We start from the raw sequence: 17080 nt of genomic DNA on the forward strand, positions 1-17080 counted from the left end.
ATAAAATTGTGCAATAGATGAACAATACTAAGACTTATCAGCTATTGGCTTACGAGGCTTAAGTTTATAAAAGAGCGGATTGATAAATGTTCAGGTTTCATGTGAAACCTAGGCCCCTATTTTTATTAAGTACCCGCTATTAAGTACGTGCTATTAAATGCCTTTAGCCACTAGGCTAGCCAAAAACTGCAGTTCTGGCTGTGATTCTGTCGCTGATAAGCTCTCTAGCCACATAGCTTCACTATAGTGCTCGGCACGAAGCATCAATTGACAACCTTCAAAGTCGATCAACCATGAATGTAAATCCGCATCTTGCTGTTTCTCGATAACGCTAGCATCAATCAAGTCGACAAATTTTTGCCCTATAACGGCAAAGTCATCGTGATCAAAAGAAGGAGCAACCAGTGATAGTCGTCCATTTTCTAGGTCTAAATGACGAAGGAAAAAACTAGACACCTGTAATATGCTCCTGAATCAAATCTAAAAATTTATCGGCGTATTTATCAAGTTTACGTTGCCCTACACCATTCACCGCCAGCATTTCGCCGTATGAAGTTGGCAGAATATCCGCCATATCAATCAAGGTAGCATCGTTAAACACTACATAAGGTGGTAATCCTTCTTCGTCTGCCACTCGCTTACGAAGATTACGCAATTTGGCAAACAGCTTTTTATCATAGTGCTTAGTTGGCGCCTTATCTGACTTAGAGGATAAGGTGAGATCCAATCTTGGTACGGCCAACTCTAAGGTCATCTCGCCACGCAGTAATGGGCGCGCTTCTTCGGTCAATTGTAAGGTAGAGTTGCGAGCAATATTCTGTGTCAGTAATCCTTTGTGGACTAACTGACGCATGATACTCACCCAGTAATCATGGCTGTTTTCACGCCCGATACCATAAGTCGAGATTTTGTCATGACCATTTTCTCGAATGCGAATATTTTGCATGCCACGCAATACTTCAGTGACATAACCCATGCCAAAAGATTGTTTCACTCGATATACACAAGACAGTGCTTTTTGCGCCGCTTCTGTTCCATCAAAGGTTTTAGGGGGGTCGATACAAATATCACAGTTACCGCACGCTTTTTCGCGATATTCACCAAAATAATGCAGCAATACTTGGCGACGGCAGGTTTGTGCTTCAGCAAATGCACTCATGGCATTTAGCTTGTGCATCTCCACTTTTTTTTGCTGCTCATCTTCTTTCTCATCCAGCATACGGCGTAGCCAGTTAATATCAGATGGATCATAGAGCGTCATTGCCTCAGCAGGCAAACCATCACGACCTGCACGGCCGGTTTCTTGGTAATAGGACTCTATATTTCTTGGGATATCAAAATGCACCACAAAGCGTACATTGGGTTTATTGATCCCCATACCAAACGCCACTGTTGCCACTACAATTTGAATATCGTCTTTTTGAAAGGCTTCTTGAACATAAGCACGTTCATCAGACTCCATTCCGGCATGGTATCCCATAGCGCGAATGCCGTTATTGCACAGCTTCTCGGTGAGCATTTCTACTTTTTTACGACTGCCGCAATAAATAATGCCGCACTGCCCTTTTTGCGTGGCCAAATAGCGAATGATCTGCGCAACAGGTTTTGCTTTTTCCACCAAGGTATAGCGAATATTGGGTCTATCAAAACTGCCCAAGTAAAACAAAGGGTCATTGAGTTGTAATCGCGCATCAATATCGAGACGAGTAGTATCGTCAGCCGTTGCCGTGAGGGCCATAAAAGGTACATGGCTAAATTGCTGTCTCAACTGCCCCAACGAGGCATACTCAGGTCTAAAGTCATGTCCCCATTGAGAGATACAGTGTGCTTCATCAATGGCAATTAAATTGATTTCTAAATACTGGATTCGCTCCATGAAATCACGCATCAACACACGCTCAGGCGAAACGTAAATCAGCTTAATTTTGCCTTGATGCATTCGGTTATACACCGACAGCAAGTCTTCTCGACTCATACTAGAGTTAATACACTCAGCCGCGACACCATTGGCTTTTAACTGATCCACTTGGTCTTTCATCAAAGAGATAAGAGGAGAGATAACCAGCCCCATTCCCGGAGCCACCAGCATAGGCACTTGGTAACACAATGACTTACCACCACCGGTTGGCATAATCACCATCGAGTCTCGACCTGACAGTGCAGCCTCCACTACCTCTTGTTGACCATCACGAAATTCTTGATAGCCAAATACATCCTCTAGCACGCGCTGAGGTGTTGCTTGAGTATCAGATTCCTCAATCATAGGTAGATGGGTGGACATGTAGAATGTATTACCTGTTGGTGATTAGTCGAAATGAGCGCTCATTGTAATGGGGATGATCTAGGATGGAAACCGCATTTTACTGGCTCTGAGTCTATAGGCTCTCTATACTTCCCTCTTTTCCAGTCAGTATCCCGAGAAATTTATGGATCCCCAAGCTCAACAACGCACTCGACAAGGTGTGATATTTGCCATTATGGCTTACACCATGTGGGGAATATCTCCCATTTACTTCAAAGCATTAGCCGTTGTTCCTGCTTCTGAGATACTGATGCACCGTATTATATGGTCATTCTTTTTACTTGCTGGACTGATTCACTTTGGTCAAGGCTGGCACTGCGTCCGTGAAGCATTAAAAAATAAAAAGAAACTGATTTATTTAGTCTCATCTTCTGTTCTTATTGGTTTGAATTGGCTGATATTTATTTGGGCTATCAATAGCAACCATATGCTAGAAGCAAGCTTGGGCTATTACATCAACCCACTGGTCAATATCCTACTTGGTATGATCTTCTTACAAGAACGCTTACGAGCGATACAGTGGATTGCAGTCGCTCTGGCATTTTTAGGTGTCGCTATTGAGTTGGTTGCTTTTGGTTCAATACCTTATATCTCATTTGCTTTAGCCAGCAGTTTTGGCGCTTATGGTTTATTGAGAAAAAAAGTAAATCTGGATGCTCAGACTGGGTTATTCATTGAAACCTTGTTCTTGGTGCCCTTAACCATTATCTATTGGGTATTCTTTGCCAATAGCGAAACCTCAAACCTGCTAAACAATAGTTTGAGTCTAAACACCTTGCTGATACTGGCAGGCTTAGTCACTACCGCCCCATTGCTTTGCTTTACTGGCGCGGCGACCCGAATCAAGTTATCTACGCTCGGCTTTTTCCAATACATAGGACCAAGCTTGATGTTTATTTTAGCCATCACTATTTATGATGAGCATTTAAGCATAAATAAAATTATTACTTTCATGTTCATTTGGATTGCACTGGTTATCTTTAGTTTTGATGGTATTAAAAATTCAATGGCACGCAAAAAATGAATGAACTACACGTCCTTATGACATTGGCAGGAATACACTTTCTTGCCCTTATGAGTCCAGGCCCTGATTTTGCTCTGGTTGTGCAAAACTCAACTCGTTATGGACGTCAAACTGGAGTGCTAATTGCGTTTGGGCTTTCGATGGGGATTCTCACTCACTCGATTCTCAGCCTAACTGGAATCAGCTACCTCGTACATGCTCATCCACAGCTGTTTTTTATCGTGCAGTTGTTAGGAGGAAGCTATCTCGCATATCTTGGTTTAAGTGGCTTAAAAAGCTTGTTTAATCAACGCAAAGCGACCTCGACTAGCTCAAAGAAAAACAAAGACTTTACCCTCACTAGCAGAAGACAGGCATTTACGCGCGGGTTTACGACTAACCTACTCAATCCAAAAGCGTTAGTGTTTTTTGTCAGTTTGATGTCGACACTTGTACCACAAAGCATGTCGCTACAAGGTAAGTTTGCCGCCCTGTTTATCTTATGGAGTTTGGCATTTTTCTGGTTTGCACTGCTTGCTTGGGCTTTATCAACACAGCGCTTACAACAAGCCCTAACTCGATATGCAAAATATATAGATCTACTTTGCTGTCTTTTGTTCACTATTTTGGGCTGTACCATCATAGGTGAAGCCGTTATTCACACCCTATCAAGCTAAGTAAGTGATTGAAAATAGAACAATTATGCATTTGTTTTAGTCAGACAATAACGACATCCGCCATATTTTTGTGCGAGATCTCTTACAAGAATGTACGTGATCACAGCAAATATCTGTCAGGAATAGACACCAAGAATCACAAGACTTTGATTTTAAAGGAAATTAATTTATAGGCGCATCTATGACTGAAATTAATTGCCTTTGACCCTATTGAGCAAATCAGAGAAAAGCTTAATATTAAAAGGGTCGGAAGGAAGCTGACACGGAAAAGGAAACCACCAAGGATTAGGTGTTCTTCAGGATGAAGATTCGGTTATTCAGGATGAATAGTCGGCATGGAAAGCAAATTGAACATTGAATGGACGCAATAGTAACTAGGATGGTTGCTACTAAGGAAAGACAATGGACACCTCTGGATGAGGAAAGGACTGAACATCAGGATGATGTAAAGGACACCACTAAAGGATTTAGTGAGAAGTACTAACGAGGATTGTTAGTAGACCAGGATAGGGTCACATGGACACCGCTAGGATGGCGAGAAAAGGAATATGCTGACGGATCACAGCACACTATCAAGGATTTGATGCAGGGAGCACACTTAGTAGCCGGATTGCTGCAAGTAAGACAACGACCCCGAAGAGCGCAAGCTCTCGGGGTTTTTCTTTATGTGCTATTTGTTACCCCGCAAGCTACCTGCTACCTATCTGAAAGCATAACTGATTGGCTGATTTTCTTTACTTACTACTTGCTCATTTACTAATTGTTATTGATAGGCAAGATAGAACAACGCCAAACTAACTACCTAACTTTTAATAAATAAATTACTATTGCCAACACTTAGATAGCTGAGACGTAAAGCTCCTAGTTCAGCGCCTTGCCATGCTCGTTTATCTGATAGAGTATCTAGAAACTGTTGATATACGGTCTCATGGATATGCACATACATGCATCATAAAAATATTAAGTGGCATTTTAATTTTAGGGGAAAGTATGAAAATTATATTAGCGTTTGTGACACTATTTTTCGTTTCAATAATGTCTGGTTGTACCATCATGGATGGCAACGCCATTGTCACAGGTAATATACGCCCCGCGATCCCGGCAAGTAAAGTTCATTTGTATAGAGTCGCACCAAAAAACTTCGAAGAAATTGGAATTTTATCCTCTAGCGCAGGTCATGATTTTAAAAAAAGCAGCACGTTAATGAATGAAGCGATCCAAAGATTAAAAGAGGAAGCGGCAAAAATTGGAGCTAACGGAATAATTCTAACAGCTATAGATGAACGCGATACACCGCATACAACAACATCATATGGTTCTGCAATTACAACAAGTACTGATGGGAGTTTATATTCCAGTGGCAATACTATCAGCGTAGAGCGTGGAGATGCATACACTAGATTAAGAGGTGTTGCAGTGTATGTATCTAAGTAAACGGTATTACTTTTAGACTACAAGGATATATTTACAGGGCCTCAGCGGACCAAAAATCCAACTTATCGCTCACTCCTAGGCCCTATTTAAACCTAATTTTATAAGTGAAGAACCAGTCGCAAGTCATCAAAAATTTTGCCATCACCTAATAGCAAAAGCCCCAGCAAGTTGCTGGGGCTTAATAATTTTACAGCTGTTCTAATTTGGCGTATTGAGTAATCAGCCACTTTATCCCTTCGCCATTAAAGGCAACCTGAACGCGACTTTGCGCGCCACTGCCTTCAAAGTTGATAATGGTGCCTTCCCCAAACTTAGGGTGTTTGACTCTTTGTCCTAAACCAAAGCCTGTTTCATTGAAGCTTTCTTGCTTAACGGTTTGGCTAAATCGACCGGTATTGGTTGGTCGGCTTACTTGAGCTTTCATGCGCACTTCTTGGGTACAAGCTTCTGGCAACTCTTTGATAAATCGAGACGGTTTATGGTATTTATCTTGTCCGTATAGACGACGCATCTCAGCATAGGTCAGATAAAGTTTCTGCATTGCACGGGTCATTCCCACATAACAAAGCCTGCGCTCTTCTTCTAGTCGCCCTGCTTCTTCTGCTGACATTTGGCTCGGGAACATTCCCTCTTCAACGCCAACCATAAAGACCAGAGGAAACTCCAAGCCTTTAGCACTGTGTAAAGTCATAAGCTGTACGGCATCGTCAAACTCATCGGCTTGCCCTTCACCTGCCTCTAAAGCAGCGTGAGTCAAGAATGCAGTAAGATCGCTCATCTCATCTGCTTCTTCAGGCTTCTCATATTGACGCGTTGCCGTGACCAATTCTTCCAAGTTTTCTATGCGCGCTTGTGCCTTTTCGCCTTTTTCTTGCTGATACATAGTAAACAAACCGGATGCTTTAATAACGTGGTCTGTCTTTTTGTGTAGCTCCATAGGTGCCGTGTCGTCTTCAAGCGCATTTACTAGCTCAACAAAGCGCCCTAAAGCCCCTGCTGCGCGGCCCGCAAACACCTTTTCTTCCAATAACTGAGTACTGGCTTGCCACAATGTTGCGCCGCGATCTCTGGCGGCATAACGAATGGTCTCTAAGGTTTTCTCACCAAGGCCACGCGTTGGCGTATTCACGATACGCTCAAAAGCAGCATCGTCATTACGATTGGACATCAAACGCAAATAACCCAGTGCATCCTTGATCTCTTGACGTTCGAAGAAGCGCATTCCGCCGTAGATGCGATATGGCATACCGGCTTGAATTAAGGCTTCTTCCATAACACGAGATTGGGCGTTATTACGGTACAAAATGGCTGAATCTTTTAACATTCCGCCGGTGCTTTGCCATTCTTTGATTTTATTGACCGCAAAACGCGCTTCATCTAATTCATTGTAAGCGGAGTAAACCGAGATAAGTTCGCCATCACTGCCATCGGTCCACAGCTCTTTACCCATACGTTCAACGTTATTGGCAATCAGGTGGTTTGCCGCCGTTAGAATGTTTTTGGTCGAGCGATAATTTTGCTCAAGACGAACGGTAGACGCTTGTTTAAATTCATTAAGGAAGCGTTGAATATTTTCGATTTTCGCTCCGCGCCAGCCATAAATAGATTGGTCATCATCACCTACGATCATGACATTACATTCAGGGCTTGCCATCATTCGAAGCCAAGCGTATTGAATGTTGTTGGTATCTTGAAACTCGTCCACAAGAATATGTTTAAAACGAGCTTGATAATGTTCGCGAATGTGTTGTTTATCGCGCAGTAACTCGTGGCAGCGTAGTAAAATCTCAGCAAAATCAACCAAACCAGCACGGTCACACGCTTCTTGATAAACCGAATAGATACGTAACCAAGTTTTAGTCACTGGATCGTGGTAGCTATCAATATGCGAAGGTCTTAAACCTTCGTCTTTTTTGCCGTTGATCCACCATGCCGCTTGCTTCGCTGGCCACTGCTTTTCGTCCAAGTTTTGCGCTTTGATCAAACGACGTAATAAACGTTGCTGATCTTCTGAATCTAAAATTTGGAAATCTTCTGGCAGTCTCGCATCCAAATAATGAGCACGAAGAATACGATGGCAAATACCATGGAAAGTACCATTCCACATGCCAGAGGCTGTGCCTCTCATTAACTCTTCAATACGACCGCGCATTTCTGCCGCCGCTTTATTGGTAAAAGTTACCGACATAACAGAAAATGGCGAGGCTTGCTCTACCGACATAAGCCAAGCAATACGATGAACCAATACCCGAGTTTTACCACTGCCTGCGCCAGCAAGGATCAATAGATTACCTAAAGGGGCAGCTACCGCCTCTCGTTGTTTGTCGTTTAGCCCATCGAGTAATAATGATGCGTCCATCGTACCTTTCCAATCTATTACTGTTTATTTATACATTAATGCTCAGTATACAGCGTAAGCGACACAATCTCTAACTTCCGTACACTGCAATTTCATCACTTTTTACCTAAAAAACTTATTCTTATATTTCAATCCATTAGAACAAAAAATGGTCTTTCTTGAATTTTTTTGAAATAAATTCCTAATTCATCGCATCTTATTTAACAGCAATCGCAACATACCATTAACAAGTTGTCTCCGATTGCCTACACAACTAAGGATCATATTGAGGAAGATATTATGAAAAAGTCTAATCTTGCAGTTACAGCGGCAGTTACTGGTTTACTGGCTCTAGGTGGCACTATGCTTACCGCAACCCACGCCGTAGCAGCAGAAAAAGAGAAATGCTATGGAGTGGCAAAAGCAGGGAAAAATGACTGCGCAACGAAAACCAGTTCTTGTGCAGGAACATCAAAAGAAGATCATCAAAAAGATGCCTTTGTTGTGGTACCAAAAGGACTATGTGACAAGTTAGCTGGCGGAAGTATGTCGTCATCGTAATCTATCCTCGTTCGTTTCCTGGGGTACCGCTGTATCGTACCCCTTCTTCCCCCGCCCAGATATAGAGTTTACTGAGATGCATAATAATATTCATGGCGCTGTCGGAGTTGGGTTACGTCATCCACATTTGGATTTCTTTGAACAGAACCCAGGACATCTCTCTTGGCTAGAAGTGCACAGTGAAAATTTTTTTGAAGTAAATTCTTTAGCGCGCAAACAACTAAGAAGCATACGTCAGCAACACGATATTTCATGCCATGGTGTTGGGCTCTCTCTAGGCTCAGTACAAACACCAGATTCTTCACACCTACAAGCATTAGTCGACCTAGTCGATGAACTGCAACCAACAATGGTGTCCGATCATTTAAGTTGGAGCGAAAACGGCGGTGTGCATTTCAATGATTTACTTCCGCTTCCTTACACCGAAGAAGCTTTGCAGGTTTTTGTACGTAATGTGATGCAAGTGCAAGACGCCCTACAACGCCCCCTGCTAATCGAAAACCCAAGCAGTTACCTAAGATTTAATCATTCAACAATTTCGGAATGGGAGTTTTTAAATGAAGTTCAGCGCCGTACTGATTGCCATTTACTGCTCGATCTAAACAATATTTATGTCTCGTCACTGAATCATGGTTTTGACGCACAACATTACCTAAACGCCATCACACACAGTGCAGTAAAAGAGATACACCTTGCGGGGTTCACCGTAAAAGAAATTCAAAATCAAAAAATATGGATTGATACGCACAGCACGCACGTATGCAAAGAAGTGTGGGATTTATACCGTACTTGGAATCAAACCAACCCAACAATACCTACTTTAATTGAATGGGATACAGATATCCCTGAGCCGCAGGTTTTGCTCGCCGAGGCACAAAAAGCGTCCATCATCATAAATGAAATTAGCAATGTGCAGGTGGCGTGATGATCTCTCTTGCCACGCTACAAGCCAACTTCGCTCAGTCACTGATTTACCAAGGTGCTGCGGAACATTGCGATATACATAGTGACCACTTCTCGGCAGAGCAACGTATGCAAGTGTATAGAAACAACGTTATTCTCAGTTTGAGCGATGTACTTAAAGCTGTTTACCCAAATACACTCGCCATGGTTGGAGAGGAATGCTTTGAGCAGATGGCAAGACAACATGTGTTAACCACACCCTCAACGAGCGGAAATGTGTCTCATTACGGACAAGGGTTTTATAAAACCATTTGCCAATTTCCCAAAGTGTTAGAAATTGCACCCTACTTAACTGAACTGGCGCGTTTTGAAGCCTTATGTGATGAACTACAAAACAGAGTCGATAATCAACAACACATCGACTGTTTGCCTTTATCTGCCCTTACTAACCTAGCAGAGGATCAACAGCCGCATATTCGCCTAACCAGCAATATTGGGGTTGCTAGCTTTGATTCTAGTATCGCTGTCTTTGATCTCATGGCAGGCATTGAACGTCGTTCATTTGATGGTTTAGAGATACAACAAGCTCAATCTGGTTTTATCTCTATTAAGCCCAATGGGCAGATCCACTACAAAGCTCTAAACGCCGATAACTATCAACTTCTTTTAGCCATAGAAGCGCAACGCCCACTCTCACAAATTGATGAGCCGTTATTGCCTTATATTTCGTCTTTGGTGGAAGAAGGTATCATTGCAGGGTTTTTAATGCCTACAAGCGCTAAAATCAATACAAGGAATGGATATGAACAGTAGCATTCAAACTCAATATCAAGCCTATCAAAATATAGTATCCAACTTACAACGCATAGCGGTTCCGTTACTACTATTGTTCTGTAGACTTTGGGTGGCGTGGGTATTTTTCAATTCAGGCTTAGTTAAAATAAGCACCTGGGACAGCACTTTATTTTTATTTGAATACGAATATCAAGTGCCATTACTGCCATGGGAAATAGCAGCATATATAGGAACGGCTACTGAGCTTATTATCCCTGTACTTCTTGCTTTAGGATTATTCACTCGACTATTTGCTGCCATTTTATTTGTATTTAATATCATGGCGGTAGTGTCTTACCCAGCCCTTTGGGCAAATGGTTTTTATGACCATCAGCTTTGGGGCCTAATGATTCTCATCAATGTAATATGGGGAGCAGGATTATTCTCCGCAGACCATATACTTAGCAAAACATTTTTTAATCGCAATAAGCTAAATAGTAATAAGTAGCCATTTCCTAGAGGAGACTATTTATTTAAAAAAGCTTTCAGATCTTCAATAGTGATTCCATCTTTAGATAATTGCTGAGCCATTAATTCCACTTGCTCACCCTTTCTTGATTCAATCACTTTTTGAAACTGATATACGATATCTTTAAGAGTGGTTAATGGGAGTTGCTTAGCTGCACTTCTAATTCTTTCTTCACTTTGATTGCCGAGCTCTACCAGTAATTTACCATACATTACTTTTTCTGGAGACTCTTCAAGTTGCTCTAATCTGCGAGCCATTTCGTAAGTCGTTAGTGCCATATTACTTCACTTAAATAAGAGTTTATCGGGTTTTGAAGAAATCAAAACTCACGGTAGGACGAAAAACTTTCCTGTACATAGAATATACTTTTTTATCCGAAACTAGAACTGTTTTCAGTTACCCCAATCACAGTAATTAGGTGAACAGTAATAGTATAGGTAAAAGACTTGAGAACAAGAGCACAATTATTCTATCCGTAGTGACTCTACAACCCCAAAAATGTAGACCGTTTGCCATTACTTACATAAAGGCTTGTTGTGCACTATAAAATTGCACACCGGCATCAAAAAGGGTAGCTTAATTGCCATGCGCATATTAGGTAGTAATGATGAGGAGAGATTATGCCATCTCAGATTAATAGCCGTGTTACGGATTTCCGCAACTGGTTAAACACAAATAAGCTTGATGCTTTTATTGTTCCCCACGAAGATGAGTTCTTAGGTGAATACATTCCAGAGCACAACGAACGTTTACATTGGCTAACAGGTTTCACGGGCTCTGCTGGGGCCGCTGTTGTTACAACTGAAGATGCCGCTATCTTTGTTGACGGACGCTACACCGTTCAGGTAACTAAGCAAACTCCATCTGACGTATTTTCATATCAGCACCTAATTCAAACCCCTCCTATCGCTTGGATTCAAGCTAATTTAAAAGCGGGTAGCAAAGTAGGCATTGACCCTAAAATGCATTCTGCCCGTTGGTTAAATGCAGCCAAACAAGCATTAGCTGAAGATTACGACCTTATCTATTTTGAGAACAATCCTGTTGATGAGCTTTGGAGCGACCGACCTGCTGTTGCCCTATCCGCTCTTCGTCTAATGGGTAACGAATGGGTCGGAGTTGGTAGCCAAGAAAAACGCGCCAACATTGCGGCTTTATTAAAAGAGAACAAAGCTGACAGTGCCGTACTGACAGCATTAGATTCAATCTGTTGGTTGCTCAACATTCGTGGTAGTGACATATCAAGATTACCAGCAGCGCTATCACACGCCATTATTCATAACGACGGCCAGCTTGAATTCTTCATTGATCAAGAGCGTGTGCCTGCTGAGTTTAATCAGCATGTTGGAGAAGGCGTCACTCTATTCTCACCAAGCCAACTAAAAGAACGCTTGGCTAATTTGAATAGCAAAAAAGTTATCCTAGATCCTGCAACAAGCAACGCATGGTTTGGCATTGTTCTGAATGAAGTAGGTGCAGAAGTTCTGCCTATCGCAGATCCTTGTCGACTACCTAAAGCGACCAAAAACAGTGTCGAAGCATTAGGTATGAAAAACTGTCATGTTCGCGATGGTGTGGCGATGGTTAAGTTCTTATCTTGGTTTGATTCAGAAAATGCCAAAGGCCAATATCACGATGAAGCACAGATTGCAGACCAACTTGAAGCCTTTAGACGTGAAGATGAGTCTCTAGCAGATCTTAGCTTTGATACTATTTCAGCGGCTTCAAATAATGCTGCTATGTGCCACTACAACCACAACAACGAACCGGCTCCAAGTGTCGTGTACGATAACTCTATGTATCTTGTGGATTCAGGCGGTCAATACCCAGACGGCACCACAGACATCACTCGTACTATTGCAATTGGTCAACCGACTTCGGAAATGAAGAAACAATTTACCTTGGTACTTAAAGGTCACATTGCTTTAGCCGAAGCTCGATTCCCGAAAGGCACTTGTGGTCATCAATTGGATATTCTTGCTCGTCAACATTTATGGGCGCAGGGTTTTGATTACGACCATGGTACTGGTCATGGTGTAGGACACTTTTTAAGTGTGCATGAAGGCCCGCAAGGCATCTCTAAAAACTACAATAACATCCCATTAGAAGTTGGTATGGTTCTTTCAAATGAACCAGGATATTACCGAACTGATGAGTTTGGTATCCGTATTGAAAACCTAGAGATCGTGGTGGAAATCGAAACTCAAGGCGACTTCTCTGTGCTTGGATTTGAATCCCTAACTCGTGCACCGATCGATAAACGTAATATCGACCAGTCACTTCTAACCGCGCATGAGATTGAATGGCTTAATGAGTATCATCAAAAAGTGTGGAATGACTTATCACCACTAGTTGATGGCGATGTGAAGCAATGGTTGCAACAAGCAACTCTAGCTCTCTAGCTCTCTAGCTCTAATAGCAAAGCCCCTCAATAGTTGGTTATCCAATTATTGAGGGGCTATTTTATTTATCTGCTGTTTCACGTGAAACACTAACCAGAATAAATCGACGTCCAATCTCTCCATACCGGTTCAAAACCGCGACTGCGAATTGCAGATTCAACTTCTAACGCTGTTCGCTCATCTGATATTTCAAATTGCTCCAGTTCTTGATCATCGATATCAACTGCATAACCACCTGGCTGAGTCTTAGATGCCGCCGAGACAGTAGTAACACCTAGCGGTAAGATGTTGTCTCTAAATGAAGCTGATTCACGAGTAGATAAAGAGATATCCACATGTTGGTTGAATAGACGATAAGCACAAATCAATTGCACCATCTGTTTGTCATTCAATATCGACTTAGGTTGTACACCCCCCTCGCAAGGTCTTAGCCTTGGCAGTGAAATGCTATAGCGAGTTTTCCAATATGTCTTCTCTAGATAATCAAGATGACAAGCAACAAACATGCTATCCACTCGCCAGTTATCTAAGCCAATTAATGCACCAATACCTATCTTATCTATTCCAGCTTTAGCCAATCTATCAGGAGTTTCTAGTCGATAGTAAAAGTCTGTCTTTGAGCCTTTTAGGTGATGCTCTGCATACGTGGATGGATTGTACGTCTCTTGGTAAACCATGACCGCATCCAAGCCAAGACCTTTCAGTTCAGCATATTGCCCTTGTTCAAGAGGCTGCACTTCCATGGCCAGATAATTAAATTGTTCTTTTATCTGAGGCACGGCTTGGCGGAAATATTCCATACCGACTTTTTTCTGATGCTCACCAGTGACTAAAAGTACGCTGTCGAATTTCATTGCTTTTAGTACATTAACTTCTAAATCAATCTCTTCTTTAGTCAGCGTTTTACGCTTAATGCGATTGTTCATTGAGAACCCGCAGTACGTACAATCATTAGAACAAAGATTTGAAAGATACAGAGGCACATATAAACCAATGGTAGAGCCAAAACGCTGTCTCGTTTTTTGGTAAGAAAGCTGAGCCATGTTTTCTAAGTATGGTTCTGCCGCAGGCGAAATGAGCGCTTTAAAGTCTTCAAGATCTAACTTCGTTTTAGCCAAAGCTCTTTCTACATCAGTAGAGGTTTTGGACATAATAGACAGGTAGCTTTCACTCCAATCTATCGATTTGAATACGTCGACAAAACTCATAGTTTCGCCTCGTATGAGGAATCAAGAAATGCAGTCATAGGGCTCGATGCCATTGCTTTAACTTGTTGTGCACCTAAGCCAGACTCGTAAGCAATCCTACCCGCTTCTACCGCTAACTTAAAAGCACGACCAATTGCAATCGGATCGCCAGCAGTTGCCATCGCGGTATTGACCAAAACGGCATCTGCGCCCATTTCCATTGCTTGCGCCGCATGAGATGGAGCGCCAATTCCTGCGTCAACAATCACCGGAACATTTGCTTGTTCGATAATGATCTTTAAGAAATCAATTGAGGCCAATCCTTTATTGGTGCCAATAGGAGCACCAAGTGGCATCACAGCAGCGCAACCTACTTCTTCTAGGCGCTTGCATAACACAGGGTCAGCATGACAGTAAGGTAATACTACAAAGCCATCTTTCACCAACTGCTCTGCCGCTTTTAGTGTTTCGATTGGATCAGGCATCAAGTACTTAGGGTCAGGATGAATCTCTAGTTTAAGCCAGTTCGTTTGCAAGGCTTCTCTTGCTAAATGCGCGGCAAATATCGCATCTTGCGCATTCTTAGCGCCTGAAGTATTGGGTAATAAATTCACGCCAATATTGTTTAATGAACCTAGAATATCATCTTGCTTGTCGAACACGTCTACACGCTTCAATGCCATAGTCACCAGTTCGGATTCAGAAGCTGTAATTGATGATGCCATTAATTGGTTGTTTGCGTACTTACCCGTGCCGGTAAACAGTCGTGAATTAAATGTCTTATCTGCTATTTTCAACATAATTAGCCTCCAGCTATCGCGCGAAATACAGAAAGAGTGTCGCCCTTCTGTAGCTTGATGCTGTCCCATTTTGATTGTGGAACAACTTTATTGTTTAGAGCAATTGCACAGCCTTGGGTTGGCAATCCTTGGTTTTCCAATACGTCGACTAAGGTACTATCAGCACCCAGTGTTATCGACTTATCGTTGATGGTTATTGAAATATCAGTCATCAATTACTTCCTTATTGCAGACGGCACAGGTGTCATCTTTAGCAATTTCAAATTTCTGTTGAGTCATAGTGCGTCCTTGAAAGACGATTAACTCTGCCGCGTTCAGTGTTTCAGGTTCAATAAGCGCACGTATCGCAAGCATCGATTGCAAGCTCGCAATCATATTTACGTTTGGTCCCATCACACCTGATTCACTACATTTGGTTGCTTGGTTAGATTCGGTAAATGGATATAGGCAGTGATAGCAAGGTGCTTTCTCCCCTTGATAATCAAAATACGCAAGCTGACCATCCCAACCTATAGCAGCACCAGAAACTAACGGCGTGGTATTAGAAAAGCAGGCCTTATTGATATCTTGTCGGGTAGGAAAGTTGTCACTGCAGTCAACAACCAGATCAGCCATGCTAACTTCTAACAGCAAGGAGTCTAAGCTCATACGTCGATTAACACTGCGTACATTGGTTGAGGAATTTAGCTGGCGAACTTGATTAGCTAGAGAGATAGCTTTTGAGCTACCAAGGTCGGATTCGCGATAGCTTAATTGTCGGTGCAAGTTACTAATTTCTACGCTGTCATCATCACAAAGAACTAGCTTACCTACCCCAGCACCTGCCAGTTGCAGTGCCACAGCACTGCCTAAACCACCACAACCAACAATGAGCGCCTTGGCGTTTAGTAGTGACTGCTGTCCTTGCTCTCCGATCTCAGGCAACATTATTTGCCGTTGATAACGTACAAATTCCTTATCAGTGAGCATTGGTCACTCCATCCACTGAGTGTTCAGAGTTAAACAACACTTGAAATTGATCGACTGCTTTCTTCTTATCATCCGCTAATGTTACAGCCCTAACCACTGCCACACTCGAAACACCAGTATCGATCACCTTAGGCGCACGCGCTAAATCAATACCACCAATCGCAACACTAGGTAGGAGTGATCCTCTTTGCTTACCAATAGATGAAATAAGGGCTTGGTATAGTTTGAGTTTGATTAGTCCTTGCGGAGATGAAGGCATGTCTTTGGTGGTGGTTGGGAATATATGCCCCAATGCAAGGTATGAAGGTTTGTACTGCAAGGCATTAATAATCTCGAAATAGCCATGAGTTGAGATACCTAAACCGATATCGCTATCCAATAGACTGCTATCTTCTAGCTCAGCTAAGTCCTCTTGGCCTAGATGAATACAGGATGCTCCATGCTCTAAAGCAAGTCCCCAGTAATCATTGATAACGATATCAACACCACGTTCTTTGCCTATTTGAATAGCACGTTTTACATCATCAGAAACGTCACTGGCTGCTTTGTCTTTTATTCTGAGCTGTAAAATTTCCACACCACAAGTAGCTAACTCTTCCACTAATTCTATGCTGTCTACTACTGGATATAGACCAAAGCATCGCGTCTGTTTACGAACTGTTGTCGCGAGATTATTGTTTCTTAAGCGGGGAAAATAGCGGATATCCGATGGCCATGTTTCACATGAAACATGCTGTGCACTACGAGAAGTTAGCGCAGAATCTTCAATCGTAAATCCAAGAGAAAGTGAAACCAGTAACCAAGCAATGTAACTATCGCGTGTTGTCGAGTACTCAGCTAACACATAGTCCCATTCAAACTGAGTGCCATTGCCTAAGCGGACAATGTCTTTGCCTTGTGTAAACAAAGTTGTGATAGAAGCGATGTGTTGGTTATTTTGATCGTAAATGGCAATAGATTGTTGTGATGATTCACTGTCATCTACAACTAAATTATAGGATTGCTCTGGGGCAGCTAGACTAATAGCAAAGTTATCGCCTTGCTTGTATTCAGTAATTAGGTTTGTAAAACCAGCATCACGTGCGCACTCAATAACAGAGTCAACCGCTGCGTGAAAAGCTGGAGTAGCATTGGGGGATTGTATAAAGCTAGTAAGTGGGGATTCCATCGCCCTATCCTTCTGTAATAAACACAGCTTGTC

At 42.3% G+C, this 17080-nt stretch carries 17 protein-coding genes; 8 read left to right on the forward strand and 9 right to left on the reverse strand.

Features of this window, described 5'->3' with window-relative positions:
• Positions 1–153: 153 nt before the first annotated feature.
• Together OCU38_RS12435 and recQ are read right to left on the reverse strand one after the other, a co-directional pair.
• Entirely contained in the window at positions 154–465 is a 312-nt protein-coding gene (locus OCU38_RS12435) for a DUF3630 family protein (protein WP_373277913.1), read from the reverse strand.
• Positions 449–2263: an ATP-dependent DNA helicase RecQ gene (recQ, locus tag OCU38_RS12440; RefSeq protein ID WP_261824289.1), complete on the reverse strand. Its 1815-nt coding sequence runs from the start codon at positions 2261–2263 to the stop codon at positions 449–451. The genes OCU38_RS12435 and recQ overlap by 17 nt, the downstream gene beginning before the upstream one ends.
• Before the next feature lie 163 nt (positions 2264–2426).
• Between recQ and rarD the strand changes: the two genes are divergently transcribed.
• The 3 genes from rarD (at position 2427) to OCU38_RS12455 (ending at position 5416) form a co-directional block, all read left to right on the forward strand.
• Entirely contained in the window at positions 2427–3326 is a 900-nt protein-coding gene (gene rarD, locus OCU38_RS12445; protein WP_261823263.1) for an EamA family transporter RarD, read from the forward strand.
• Complete coding sequence (locus OCU38_RS12450; RefSeq protein WP_261823264.1) at positions 3323–3982, forward strand: LysE family translocator; 660 nt, start codon at positions 3323–3325, stop codon at positions 3980–3982. The genes rarD and OCU38_RS12450 overlap by 4 nt, the downstream gene beginning before the upstream one ends.
• A 990-nt stretch (positions 3983–4972) precedes the next feature.
• The gene (locus OCU38_RS12455; RefSeq protein ID WP_261823265.1) at positions 4973–5416 is read left to right on the forward strand and encodes a hypothetical protein; all 444 of its coding nucleotides are present in this window, start codon (positions 4973–4975) and stop codon (positions 5414–5416) included.
• A gap of 187 nt (positions 5417–5603) precedes the next feature.
• On the opposite strand, the gene uvrD is transcribed toward OCU38_RS12455, so the two are convergent.
• Positions 5604–7775, reverse strand: coding sequence for a DNA helicase II (gene uvrD, locus OCU38_RS12460; protein WP_261823266.1), 2172 nt, complete (start codon positions 7773–7775; stop codon positions 5604–5606).
• 279 nt (positions 7776–8054) lie between these two features.
• Between uvrD and OCU38_RS12465 the strand changes: the two genes are divergently transcribed.
• The 4 genes from OCU38_RS12465 (at position 8055) to OCU38_RS12480 (ending at position 10500) form a co-directional block, all read left to right on the forward strand.
• A complete protein-coding gene (locus OCU38_RS12465) occupies positions 8055–8315 on the forward strand; it encodes a BufA1 family periplasmic bufferin-type metallophore (protein WP_021715109.1) in 261 nt (86 codons plus the stop codon).
• Positions 8316–8391: 76 nt separating this feature from the next.
• Positions 8392–9240 (forward strand): MNIO family bufferin maturase, encoded by an 849-nt coding sequence (gene bufB / locus OCU38_RS12470; protein ID WP_261823267.1) that lies wholly within the window; start codon positions 8392–8394, stop codon positions 9238–9240.
• Entirely contained in the window at positions 9240–10031 is a 792-nt protein-coding gene (locus tag OCU38_RS12475) for an HvfC/BufC N-terminal domain-containing protein (RefSeq protein WP_261823268.1), read from the forward strand. The genes bufB and OCU38_RS12475 overlap by 1 nt, the downstream gene beginning before the upstream one ends.
• Positions 10021–10500 carry a DoxX family protein gene (locus OCU38_RS12480; protein WP_390625226.1) on the forward strand — a complete coding sequence of 160 codons (480 nt, stop codon included), beginning with the start codon at positions 10021–10023 and terminating at the stop codon, positions 10498–10500. The genes OCU38_RS12475 and OCU38_RS12480 overlap by 11 nt, the downstream gene beginning before the upstream one ends.
• A 17-nt stretch (positions 10501–10517) precedes the next feature.
• Here the strand turns inward: OCU38_RS12480 and tsrA are convergent, their stop codons facing one another.
• The gene (gene tsrA / locus OCU38_RS12485; protein WP_023405360.1) at positions 10518–10799 is read right to left on the reverse strand and encodes an H-NS-like global regulator TsrA; all 282 of its coding nucleotides are present in this window, start codon (positions 10797–10799) and stop codon (positions 10518–10520) included.
• Positions 10800–11141: 342 nt separating this feature from the next.
• Here tsrA and OCU38_RS12490 point away from each other — a divergent pair, with 342 nt between their 5' ends.
• Positions 11142–12923: an aminopeptidase P family protein gene (locus OCU38_RS12490; RefSeq protein WP_261823270.1), complete on the forward strand. Its 1782-nt coding sequence runs from the start codon at positions 11142–11144 to the stop codon at positions 12921–12923.
• Positions 12924–13012: 89 nt separating this feature from the next.
• On the opposite strand, the gene thiH is transcribed toward OCU38_RS12490, so the two are convergent.
• The 5 genes from thiH to OCU38_RS12515 are packed head-to-tail and all read right to left on the reverse strand — an operon-like array spanning position 13013 to position 17047.
• Positions 13013–14131, reverse strand: a complete 1119-nt coding sequence (gene thiH, locus OCU38_RS12495; protein ID WP_261823271.1) for a 2-iminoacetate synthase ThiH — start codon at positions 14129–14131, stop codon at positions 13013–13015.
• Complete coding sequence (locus tag OCU38_RS12500; protein ID WP_261823272.1) at positions 14128–14910, reverse strand: thiazole synthase; 783 nt, start codon at positions 14908–14910, stop codon at positions 14128–14130. The genes thiH and OCU38_RS12500 overlap by 4 nt, the downstream gene beginning before the upstream one ends.
• A gap of 2 nt (positions 14911–14912) precedes the next feature.
• Entirely contained in the window at positions 14913–15122 is a 210-nt protein-coding gene (gene thiS / locus OCU38_RS12505; RefSeq protein WP_261823273.1) for a sulfur carrier protein ThiS, read from the reverse strand.
• A complete protein-coding gene (locus tag OCU38_RS12510; RefSeq protein WP_261823274.1) occupies positions 15115–15879 on the reverse strand; it encodes a HesA/MoeB/ThiF family protein in 765 nt (254 codons plus the stop codon). Before OCU38_RS12510 ends, thiS begins: the two co-directional genes overlap by 8 nt.
• Positions 15869–17047: a thiamine phosphate synthase gene (locus OCU38_RS12515; protein WP_261823275.1), complete on the reverse strand. Its 1179-nt coding sequence runs from the start codon at positions 17045–17047 to the stop codon at positions 15869–15871. Before OCU38_RS12515 ends, OCU38_RS12510 begins: the two co-directional genes overlap by 11 nt.
• Between the last annotated feature and the right edge of the window lie 33 nt (positions 17048–17080).

The organism is Vibrio neonatus (assembly GCF_024346975.1).
GTDB classification, from domain to species: Bacteria; Pseudomonadota; Gammaproteobacteria; order Enterobacterales; family Vibrionaceae; genus Vibrio; species Vibrio neonatus.

Excerpts from the sequence above, each read along its gene's own strand:
- recQ (WP_261824289.1), bottom strand. The coding sequence starts at position 2,263 with ATGATTGAGGAATCTGATACTCAAGCAACACCTCAGCGCGTGCTAGAG.
- rarD (WP_261823263.1), top strand. The coding sequence starts at position 2,427 with ATGGATCCCCAAGCTCAACAACGCACTCGACAAGGTGTGATATTTGCC.
- OCU38_RS12450 (WP_261823264.1), top strand. The coding sequence starts at position 3,323 with ATGAATGAACTACACGTCCTTATGACATTGGCAGGAATACACTTTCTT.
- OCU38_RS12455 (WP_261823265.1), top strand. The coding sequence starts at position 4,973 with ATGAAAATTATATTAGCGTTTGTGACACTATTTTTCGTTTCAATAATG.
- uvrD (WP_261823266.1), bottom strand. The coding sequence starts at position 7,775 with ATGGACGCATCATTATTACTCGATGGGCTAAACGACAAACAACGAGAG.
- OCU38_RS12465 (WP_021715109.1), top strand. The coding sequence starts at position 8,055 with ATGAAAAAGTCTAATCTTGCAGTTACAGCGGCAGTTACTGGTTTACTG.
- bufB (WP_261823267.1), top strand. The coding sequence starts at position 8,392 with ATGCATAATAATATTCATGGCGCTGTCGGAGTTGGGTTACGTCATCCA.
- OCU38_RS12475 (WP_261823268.1), top strand. The coding sequence starts at position 9,240 with ATGATCTCTCTTGCCACGCTACAAGCCAACTTCGCTCAGTCACTGATT.
- OCU38_RS12480 (WP_390625226.1), top strand. The coding sequence starts at position 10,021 with ATGAACAGTAGCATTCAAACTCAATATCAAGCCTATCAAAATATAGTA.
- tsrA (WP_023405360.1), bottom strand. The coding sequence starts at position 10,799 with ATGGCACTAACGACTTACGAAATGGCTCGCAGATTAGAGCAACTTGAA.
- OCU38_RS12490 (WP_261823270.1), top strand. The coding sequence starts at position 11,142 with ATGCCATCTCAGATTAATAGCCGTGTTACGGATTTCCGCAACTGGTTA.
- thiH (WP_261823271.1), bottom strand. The coding sequence starts at position 14,131 with ATGAGTTTTGTCGACGTATTCAAATCGATAGATTGGAGTGAAAGCTAC.
- OCU38_RS12500 (WP_261823272.1), bottom strand. The coding sequence starts at position 14,910 with ATGTTGAAAATAGCAGATAAGACATTTAATTCACGACTGTTTACCGGC.
- thiS (WP_261823273.1), bottom strand. The coding sequence starts at position 15,122 with ATGACTGATATTTCAATAACCATCAACGATAAGTCGATAACACTGGGT.
- OCU38_RS12510 (WP_261823274.1), bottom strand. The coding sequence starts at position 15,879 with ATGCTCACTGATAAGGAATTTGTACGTTATCAACGGCAAATAATGTTG.
- OCU38_RS12515 (WP_261823275.1), bottom strand. The coding sequence starts at position 17,047 with ATGGAATCCCCACTTACTAGCTTTATACAATCCCCCAATGCTACTCCA.